The sequence below is a fragment of the Paenarthrobacter sp. PAE-2 genome, from assembly GCF_026013155.1.
Classification (GTDB): domain Bacteria; phylum Actinomycetota; class Actinomycetes; order Actinomycetales; family Micrococcaceae; genus Arthrobacter; species Arthrobacter ureafaciens.
This window is the reverse complement of the sequence record NZ_JAPDNV010000067.1, coordinates 1-8,732: the sequence shown is the minus strand read 5'-3', so window position 1 is coordinate 8,732 and position 8,732 is coordinate 1. Positions and strand designations below refer to the sequence as shown.

The following is an 8,732-nucleotide window of genomic DNA, read 5'->3' as shown; positions in this document are numbered from 1 at the left end:
GACGTCCATGATGACGCCGCCCTTGAGCATCTCAGCCATACCCCGCTTAACGCGGCCTGTGCCGGTCAGGGGAATGTTGTCGAAAGGGAGCGGTCTTATGTTCACGCGATACTCCAAGGGGAATGAAGCCTGCAGATCCACGCAGGCGCCGGTATCCACTCATCGGCAGAGCGCCGACGTCGTGTGATATCCGAGAGATATATTAGCTAGGTCCCAAGTATGCAAGGAGGAAATCGCACGCGTCAACAAGGCGCTCTGCGGCCGGGCGGACAACCCGTTCACTTCAGGCTGCGAACAACGCCTCACGCACCGCCTGCTCGAATTCACTCACGTGCGTCCGCGCCAACTCTGCCGCCTTATGCTCGTCGCCGTCGATCACTGCCTGCAGCAGATCCACATGCTCATGCACGTGCCGCTCAAGGTTGGGCAGCCGGTCCAGCACCATGCACCAAATCCGTGTGGCCAGGTTGTCGTAGCGGATCAGGACGTCTTCCAGATGCGGATTGGCTGCCGCAGCGTAGATGCCCTGGTGCACGCGGGCATCCAGCTTCAAGGTCTCCACCACGGAGGCAGCCTTGATGTCGAAGGCTTCAACTTCCCGGACAACCTGGCGCAGGTAATCCCTGCTCGCCGGAGTAGCCACGCGGGCCGCCCGCGCTGCGGCGACGGGCTCCAACTGCACCCGGATCTCGGAAATGAACGCAAGGTCAGTGACCTCCACCCGGGTGGCGAAAGTGCCGCGTCGCGGGTACGTCACCACCAGGCGATCGAGCTCCAGCCGCTTGAGGGCCTCGCGCACCGGCGTACGTCCGATGCCGAGCTCCTTGGCCAGCTGGTCATCATTGAGGAGGTCGCCCGGCTTGATGTCCAGCGTCAGGAGCCGGTCGCGCACGCTTTCGTAAGCGATGTCCGCAAGCGACTTCCTGCCTGCGTCTTCTACAGTCGCCAAGGTTTGAATTGCCACAGTGCCGAGCTCCTTCCACAGTTCCGAAAAAACCTATTGACCTCGTTCCAAGGTCCAGTATACGCTGATTCCAATCCTAATATATCAGTACGTAATTCAGGAATATATCTAGGGAATTACCTAAGGAGGACATATGACCCTCGTGGCTTCAGACTCTCACCTCAGCACCCTTCCGGCGGAACGCGGGCAGCTCAAGGACGAGCAAGCGCAGAAGTTCGTACTCACACTGTCGTGCGTCGAACAGCCCGGAATCGTGCATGCGGTCACCACGTTCCTGTTCGAGCGCGGCTTCAACATCGAAGAGCACCAGCAGTTCGATGACAGCCTTCGCCAGACGCTGCACCTGCGCACTGCGTTCTCCGGCCCGCAGAGCTATTCACCGGAGCAGCTTGAAGAAGAATTCCGCTCCATCGCAGAGCGCTTCGACATGAAGTTCAGCTTCCATGACCAGACCAAGCAGCGCGTCCTGGTGATGGTCTCCAAGTTCGGCCACTGCCTGAACGACCTCATCTTCCGCTGGCGCGGAGGCAGCCTCGGCGGCGAGCTGGTGGCTGTTGTTTCCAACCATGAAACCCACCGTGCCATGGCGGAGGCAGCCGGACTGCCCTTCATCCACGTTCCGGTCACCCCGGACACCAAGGCCGAGGCCGAGGCACGGCTGCTGGAACTGGTAGAGGAATACGAGGCTGACCTTGTGGTCCTTGCCCGCTACATGCAGGTCCTGTCAGATGACTTGTGCCGCAAGCTGGAAGGCCGTGCGATCAACATCCACCACTCCTTCCTCCCCGGCTTCAAGGGTGCACGCCCCTACCACCAGGCCTACGACCGTGGCGTGAAGCAGGTAGGCGCTACGGCACACTACGTCACCGCGGACCTGGACGAGGGCCCGATCATCGAGCAGGAAGTCATCCGGGTGGACCACAGCTACGGCCCCACGGCACTTTCCACCGTGGGCCAGGACGCGGAAGCGCTCGCACTTTCCCGCGCTGTCCGCTGGCACTGCGAACACCGCGTGCTTCTGGACCGGACCAGCACGGTCGTCTTCCGCTAACCAGCCCGCCCACGCCCGAATTACAGCAGGAGAAAACTTCCATGGCATCGACGCCCCGCATTGTCATCATCGGAGCCGGCATCGTCGGCACCAACCTCGCCGACGAACTCGTTCAGCGCGGCTGGAACAACATCACGGTCCTGGACCAGGGTCCGCTCAATATGCCCGGGGGCTCCACCTCCCACGCCCCGGGCCTGGTGTTCCAGACCAACCCGTCAAAGAGCATGGCGCTCTTCGCCAAGTACACGGTGGAGAAGCTGCTGTCCCTCACCGAAGATGGACAGAGCTGCTTCAACCAGGTGGGCGGCCTTGAAGTAGCCACCACTGAAACCCGTCTTGCCGACCTCAAGCGCAAACTCGGCTACGCGCAGTCCTGGGGCATCGAGGGCCGCATCCTCTCCCGCGAGGAATGCAAGGAGCTCTACCCGCTGATCAACGAGGAAGAGATCCTCGGAGGCCTCCATGTTCCCTCCGACGGCCTCGCCCTGGCGGCCCGCGCCGTCCAGCTGCTGATCAAGCGCACCGAAGCTGCCGGCGTGAAGTACCTCGGCAACACGGAAGTGACCGGCATTGAACAGTCCGGCCACCGCGTCACAGGCGTCCAGACCGCCGACGGCGTGATTCCGGCTGACATCGTCGTTTCCTGCGCGGGCTTCTGGGGCGCCAAGATCGGCGAGATGATCGGCATGGCAGTTCCGCTGCTCCCGCTGGCCCACCAGTACGTCAAGACCACCCCGGTTCCCGCCCAGAAGGGCAAGAACGAACTGCCCAACGGTGCACAGCTGCCGATCCTCCGTCATCAGGACCAGGACCTCTACTACCGCGAGCACGGCGAGCGCTACGGCATCGGTTCCTACGCCCACAAGCCCATGCCCGTGGACCTGGACGAACTTGGCAAGTACGAGCCCTCCAGCATCAGCGAACACAACATGCCTTCCCGCCTCGACTTCACCCTTGAGGACTTCCTGCCGGCGTGGGAAGCAACCAAGCAGATTCTTCCGGCCCTGCGTGAAAGCGAAATCGAAGACGGCTTCAACGGCATCTTCTCCTTCACCCCGGACGGCGGCTCCCTGGTGGGCGAGTCCAAGGAACTGGACGGCTTCTACGTGGCTGAGGCCGTGTGGGTCACCCACTCCGCAGGCATCGCCCGCGCCGTTGCCGAGGTCCTGGTTGACGGCAAGTCGCAGATCGACCTGGGCGACTGCGACATCCACCGCTTCGAGGAAGTCCAGCTCACCCCCGAGTACGTCAGCGAAACCTCGCAGCAGAACTTCGTGGAGATCTACGACGTCCTGCACCCGCTCCAGCCCAAACTTTCTCCGCGCAACCTCCGCGTCAGCCCTTTCCACGCCCGCCACAAGCAATTGGGCGGCTACTTCCTGGAAGGTGCCGGCTGGGAGCGTCCTTACTGGTTCGAGGCCAATGCCGAACTGCTGAAGGAAATGCCGGACGAGTGGCAGCCGCCGGCACGCGATGCCTGGTCCGGAATGTTCAGCTCTCCCATCGCGGCCGCTGAAGCCTGGAAGACCCGTACGGCAGTGGCCATGTACGACATGACGCCGCTCAAGCGCCTGGAAGTTTCCGGCCCCGGCGCCCTGAAGCTGCTCCAGGAACTCACTACCGGCGATCTCGCCAAGAAGCCCGGAGCAGTTACCTACACCCTCCTGCTGGACCACGCCGGCGGCATCCGAAGCGACATCACCGTTGCACGCCTGGATGAGAACACCTTCCAGCTGGGCGCCAACGGCAACATCGACACCGCCTACTTTGAGCGTGCTGCCCGCCAGCAGACGGAGAAAGGCGGCGCGGGCGACTGGGTGCAGGTCCGCGACACCACCGGCGGCACTTGCTGCATCGGCCTGTGGGGTCCGCTGGCCCGCGACCTGGTCAGCACCATCAGCAGCGACGACTTCTCCAACGACGGCCTGCGCTACTTCCGCGCCAAGGACGTGGTGATCGGTGGCGTGCCTGTCACGGCAATGCGACTGTCCTACGTTGGCGAACTCGGTTGGGAGCTCTACACGAGCGCGGACAACGGCCAGCGCCTGTGGGATGCGCTGTGGAAGGCCGGCCAGCCGTTCGGCGTCATCGCCGCGGGCCGCGCCGCCTTCAGCTCGCTGCGCCTCGAGAAGGGCTACCGTTCGTGGGGCACTGACATGACCACCGAGCACGACCCCTTCGAGGCCGGCCTCGGCTTCGCGGTCAAGATGGCCAAGGAGAACTTCGTCGGGAAGGCAGCCCTGGAGGGCCGCAGCGAGGAAAGCTCCGCCCGCCGCCTGCGCTGCTTGACGGTCGACGACGGCCGGAGCCTGGTGCTGGGCAAGGAACCGGTGTTCTACAAGAACCAGCCGGTGGGTTACGTCACCAGCGCGGCGTTCGGCTATACGGTTCGCAAGCCGATCGCGTACGCGTACCTCCCGTCCGCAGTGTCCTTGGGCGATTCGGTGGAGATCGAGTACTTCGGCCGCCGTATCCAGGCGACCGTCACCGAGGATCCGCTGTACGACCCCACCATGAGCCGGCTCCGGGGCTAGTCCCCCGCCGCACCCGCGGCTTCCAAGACACGCGGCCCGGACCCTTTCCCTCGCAACCGGGTCCGGGCCGCTGTCTGTCCCCTTTCTTTCTCCAGCCCAGGAAGACACATGATCAGCTCAGAAACAGTCAACGATTATTTGGCCAGGCTCGCCGCCCGCCAACCCACACCAGGCGGCGGAGCGGCTGCGGCGTTGCATGCTGCCCAAGGTGCCGCACTGGTGGCCATGGTCGCCCGGTACACCACGGGTGAGAAGTACGCAGAGCATGCAGGACTGGTTGCCCGTATCACCAGCAGCGCCGATCACCACCGCACCGAAGCGCTCCGGCTGGCCGATGCCGACGAACACGCCTTCCAAGGGGTGATCGACTCCTACAAGCTTCCTTCCGACACCCCGGAGCTCAAGACCGCGAAGAAAACGGCGATCGACGCTGCCCTGGTCCGGGCAGCGCAAACGCCCGCCCAGCTCATCAAGCTTGCCGGCGAGATCGTGAACCTTGCCACGGAACTTTTCGAAGCGGCCAACCCGAACGTCATCAGCGACGTCGCCGCTGCCGCCGACGCAGCCCGGGCGGCTGCCACCACCGCACGCATCAACATCGACATCAACCTGGTGGCCATCAAGGACGATGCCACCCGGACCCGCCTTGCCGGGCAGACCGACGGACTGGAAGAGAAGGTGGTTCTCGCCGCTGACACCCTGTCCCGCCGCGTCCGCGAAAGGATCCTCGCATGAGTGCAGAAGTGCTGTCCGGCAAGGGGCTTGCAGGCCTCATCCGGCAACGCGCCCACGAAGAGGCGCACTCCCTGGATAACCAGGGAGTCCGTCCCACGGTGGCCGTAGTGGTCGCTACCGACGACGAATCAACCCACTGGTACGTCCGGTCAATCGAACGCGCCGCGGAACGTGCAGGGATCGACTGCCGGATCGTGGACCTCGGCCACGACGCCACCGAACAGGTCCTGGCCGCCGTGCTCCGTGACCTCAGCGCGGAGGCCTCGGTGCATGGCATCATCCTCCAGACTCCCCTGCCTTCGGGTGTCCGCGCGGACAGCCTGGTCGGGCTCATCGCCCCTGAAAAGGACGTCGACGGCGCCAACCCCCTGAGCCTCGGCCGCCTGGCTGTGGGGCAGCCGGCCTTCGCACCCGCCACGGCGCGGGCCGTCGTCGAGCTTCTGGACCACTTCGAGGTTCCGACGGCGGGACGCAACGTGGTCGTCGTCGGACGTTCCGCCGTGGTGGGCAAGCCGCTGTCGCTGCTGCTGCTCGCCAAGGATGCCACCGTCACCGTCTGCCACTCCCGCTCCGGTGCGCTGGAGCCGTTCACGCGGCCCGCCGACGTCGTGGTGGTGGCCGCCGGCCGCACCGGGCTGCTGACCGGCAGCCACGTGACGGAAAAGACCGTGGTGGTGGACGTCGGCACGAATGTCCTGCCCGACGGTTCCCTGGTGGGCGATGTGGACGAGGCGAGCGTCAGCGGCGTCGCAGCGGCCTTGACGCCTGTTCCGGGTGGCGTAGGCTCGGTGACCACGGCATTGTTGCTGCTGCACACCACCGAAGCCGCCCGTCGGCAGGCACGTGTTACCGGCGGCACCGTACCCGCCGTCCAGCCTGTACCTGCCGGCGCCGCCTGACCATTTCCTGATCTGGAGGGAAGATCACATGGCTTCCAAAGCCCCCGGTGAAAACATCGACGAGTCGAAGCTGACCGTCACCAAACCCAAGACCAAGGCCGTGGGTATTCCGGCCGTTGCCAATGCCTTGAAGATCTCATTCGAGCAGATGGGACCGATCCGCAGCGCGCAGACGCTGATGGCCGTGAACCAGCTGGATGGTTTCGACTGCATGGGATGCGCCTGGCCGGAGCACGAGAAGCGCAACGCGGCGGAGTTTTGCGAAAACGGGGCCAAGGCAGTGGCTGAAGAAGCCACCCGGCGCAGGGTCACGCCCGAATTCTTCGCCAAGCACTCCGTCGCTGAGCTGAAGACCCGCGACGACTACTGGCTGGGACAACAGGGACGCCTGACCCACCCCATGGTCCTGGAAGAAGGCGCCACCCATTACAAGCCCATCAGCTGGGACGACGCCTACGACCTGATGGCCGAGGAACTCCGCGGCATGGACAACCCGGACCAGGCGGTGTTTTACACCTCGGGCCGGACGTCCAACGAAGCGGCGTTCGTCTACCAGCTCCTGGTCCGCGGCCTGGGCACCAACAACCTGCCGGACTGTTCCAACATGTGCCACGAATCGTCCGGCTCGGCCCTTGTGGAGACAATCGGCATCGGCAAGGGCTCCGTGAGCCTCGCCGACCTGGAAACAGCGTCGCTGATCTTCGTCGCGGGCCAGAACCCGGGCACCAACCACCCGCGCATGCTCAGCGCGCTGGAAAAGGCCAAGAAGAACGGAGCGATCATTGTCTCCGTCAACCCGCTTCCCGAAGCCGGGTTGCTGCACTTTGAAAACCCGCAGCACGTCAAGGGCGTCGTTACCGGCACCAAGCTCACCGACGACTTCCTGCAGATCCGCGCGGGCGGCGATCAGGCCCTCTTCCAAGGGCTCGGCAAATACCTCCTCGAAGCCGAAGCGGGAGGCCGCGCAACTCCCGGCCTGGATACCGTGCTGGACCACGATTTCATCAACAACTACACGGTGGGCATCGACGAATACCTGCGCTACCTCGAGAAGGTTGAGTGGGACGACATCGTCGAAGCGACCGGCCTGACCCTGGAGCAAATCCGGGCCACCGGCGAACGGCTCCTCGCCTCCAACGCCACGATCGTTTGCTGGGCCATGGGGCTGACACAGCACAAGCACTCCGTGCCCACCCTGCGGGACGTGGTGAACGTCCTGCTGCTTCAAGGCAACATCGGCAAGCCGGGCGCCGGCGTTTGCCCCGTCCGAGGGCACTCGAACGTCCAAGGTGACCGGACCATGGGCATTTTCGAGAAGATGCCGGAGAAATTCCACGACCGCCTGGACCATGAGTTCGAGTTCCTTTCCCCGCGCGCTCACGGTTACGACACCGTCGCTGCCATCAGGGCCATGCGCGATGGCAAGGTCCGGTTCTTCATGGGCATGGGAGGTAACTTCGTCCGCGCAGCCCCGGATTCACAGGTAACAGAGGACGCGCTGGCCAACACGGCGTTGACCGTCCAGATCTCCACCAAGCTGAACCACTCCCACCTGTCCACCGGGCGTCGCGCACTCATCCTGCCTACGCTGGGCCGGACGGAGAAGGACACGCAGGTGACGGGCGACCAGCGGGTCACAGTGGAAGATTCCATGAGCGCAGTGCACGCCTCCCGTGGGCGGCTGAAGCCCGCCAGTGAGCACCTGCATTCCGAGGTGGCGATCGTGTGCAACCTTGCGCACCGCCTGTTCACCGATGCACAAGGCCACCCGCTGCCGGGCGCACCCCGTGCGGCCTGGCTCTCCATGAGGGACGACTACACCCTGATCCGGAAGCACATCGAAGGCGTTATTGACGGCTTCGAGAACTTCGAGGACCGCATCCAGCACCCCGGCGGCTTCGTGCTGCCGCACCCGCCCCGCGATGCCAGGAAGTTCGATACCGCATCGGGCAAGGCCCACTTCACCGGAAACGAGCTGGAATACATCAAGATCCCGGCCGGTCGCCTCGTCCTGCAGACCCTCCGCTCGCATGACCAGTACAACACCACCATCTACGGCAAGGACGACCGCTACCGTGGCATCCACGGCGGCCGCCGGGTGGTCCTCATCAACGAAGCCGACATCAGGGAACTCGGCTTCGCGGACGGGGACATGGTGAACCTGATTTCCGAGTTCGACGGGGTCGATCGACTCGCGGAGAACTTCCGCATCGTTTCCTACTCAACGCCCAAGGGTTGCGCCGCCGCTTACTACCCGGAGACCAACGTCCTGGTTCCCTTGGACTCGGTGGCCGACACCAGCGGCACCCCCACGTCGAAATCGGTCATCATCAGGCTCGAAAGGAGTTAGGAAAAGCTGTACATGCTGTGACCACTGTCATAGTATGTGACTGATATATCTTTTTGATTAGACGAAAGATATCACTGAACTTTCCGTACCTCGCCCGTGCCACCAGACATGAATCAAAGGAGAAGCATTGTTCCAAGGCGTCGCCTAGCTGTAATTCCCACGGAGGTTGTGAACGCGGCTGATGGGGGTTTTGCCTCCG

The 8,732-nt window shown here is 63.9% G+C and carries 6 protein-coding genes; 5 read left to right on the top strand and 1 reads right to left on the bottom strand.

The window, feature by feature from the left end; translation table 11 throughout:
- Positions 1–283: 283 nt before the first annotated feature.
- Positions 284–964: a GntR family transcriptional regulator gene (locus OCL88_RS20420; RefSeq protein ID WP_166186690.1), complete on the bottom strand. Its 681-nt coding sequence runs from the start codon at positions 962–964 to the stop codon at positions 284–286.
- Positions 965–1,097: 133 nt separating this feature from the next.
- On the opposite strand from OCL88_RS20420, the gene purU reads away from it, so the two are divergent.
- From purU to OCL88_RS20395, 5 genes are all read left to right on the top strand, one after another.
- Complete coding sequence (purU, locus tag OCL88_RS20415) at positions 1,098–2,015, top strand: formyltetrahydrofolate deformylase (RefSeq protein WP_069696062.1); 918 nt, start codon at positions 1,098–1,100, stop codon at positions 2,013–2,015.
- A gap of 41 nt (positions 2,016–2,056) precedes the next feature.
- Complete coding sequence (locus OCL88_RS20410; RefSeq protein WP_264963756.1) at positions 2,057–4,549, top strand: GcvT family protein; 2,493 nt, start codon at positions 2,057–2,059, stop codon at positions 4,547–4,549.
- 108 nt (positions 4,550–4,657) lie between these two features.
- On the top strand, positions 4,658–5,284 hold the full coding sequence (locus OCL88_RS20405) for a cyclodeaminase/cyclohydrolase family protein (RefSeq protein WP_264963755.1): 627 nt from the start codon (positions 4,658–4,660) through the stop codon (positions 5,282–5,284).
- Complete coding sequence (locus tag OCL88_RS20400) at positions 5,281–6,183, top strand: bifunctional 5,10-methylenetetrahydrofolate dehydrogenase/5,10-methenyltetrahydrofolate cyclohydrolase (RefSeq protein ID WP_264963754.1); 903 nt, start codon at positions 5,281–5,283, stop codon at positions 6,181–6,183. The genes OCL88_RS20405 and OCL88_RS20400 overlap by 4 nt, the downstream gene beginning before the upstream one ends.
- A gap of 28 nt (positions 6,184–6,211) precedes the next feature.
- Positions 6,212–8,533 (top strand): FdhF/YdeP family oxidoreductase, encoded by a 2,322-nt coding sequence (locus OCL88_RS20395; RefSeq protein ID WP_264963753.1) that lies wholly within the window; start codon positions 6,212–6,214, stop codon positions 8,531–8,533.
- Positions 8,534–8,732 lie beyond the last annotated feature (199 nt).

Bases quoted from the DNA above. Each gene is read 5' to 3' on its own strand.
- purU (WP_069696062.1), top strand. From the start codon at position 1,098: ATGACCCTCGTGGCTTCAGACTCTCACCTCAGCACCCTTCCGGCGGAA.
- OCL88_RS20410 (WP_264963756.1), top strand. From the start codon at position 2,057: ATGGCATCGACGCCCCGCATTGTCATCATCGGAGCCGGCATCGTCGGC.
- OCL88_RS20405 (WP_264963755.1), top strand. From the start codon at position 4,658: ATGATCAGCTCAGAAACAGTCAACGATTATTTGGCCAGGCTCGCCGCC.
- OCL88_RS20400 (WP_264963754.1), top strand. From the start codon at position 5,281: ATGAGTGCAGAAGTGCTGTCCGGCAAGGGGCTTGCAGGCCTCATCCGG.
- OCL88_RS20395 (WP_264963753.1), top strand. From the start codon at position 6,212: ATGGCTTCCAAAGCCCCCGGTGAAAACATCGACGAGTCGAAGCTGACC.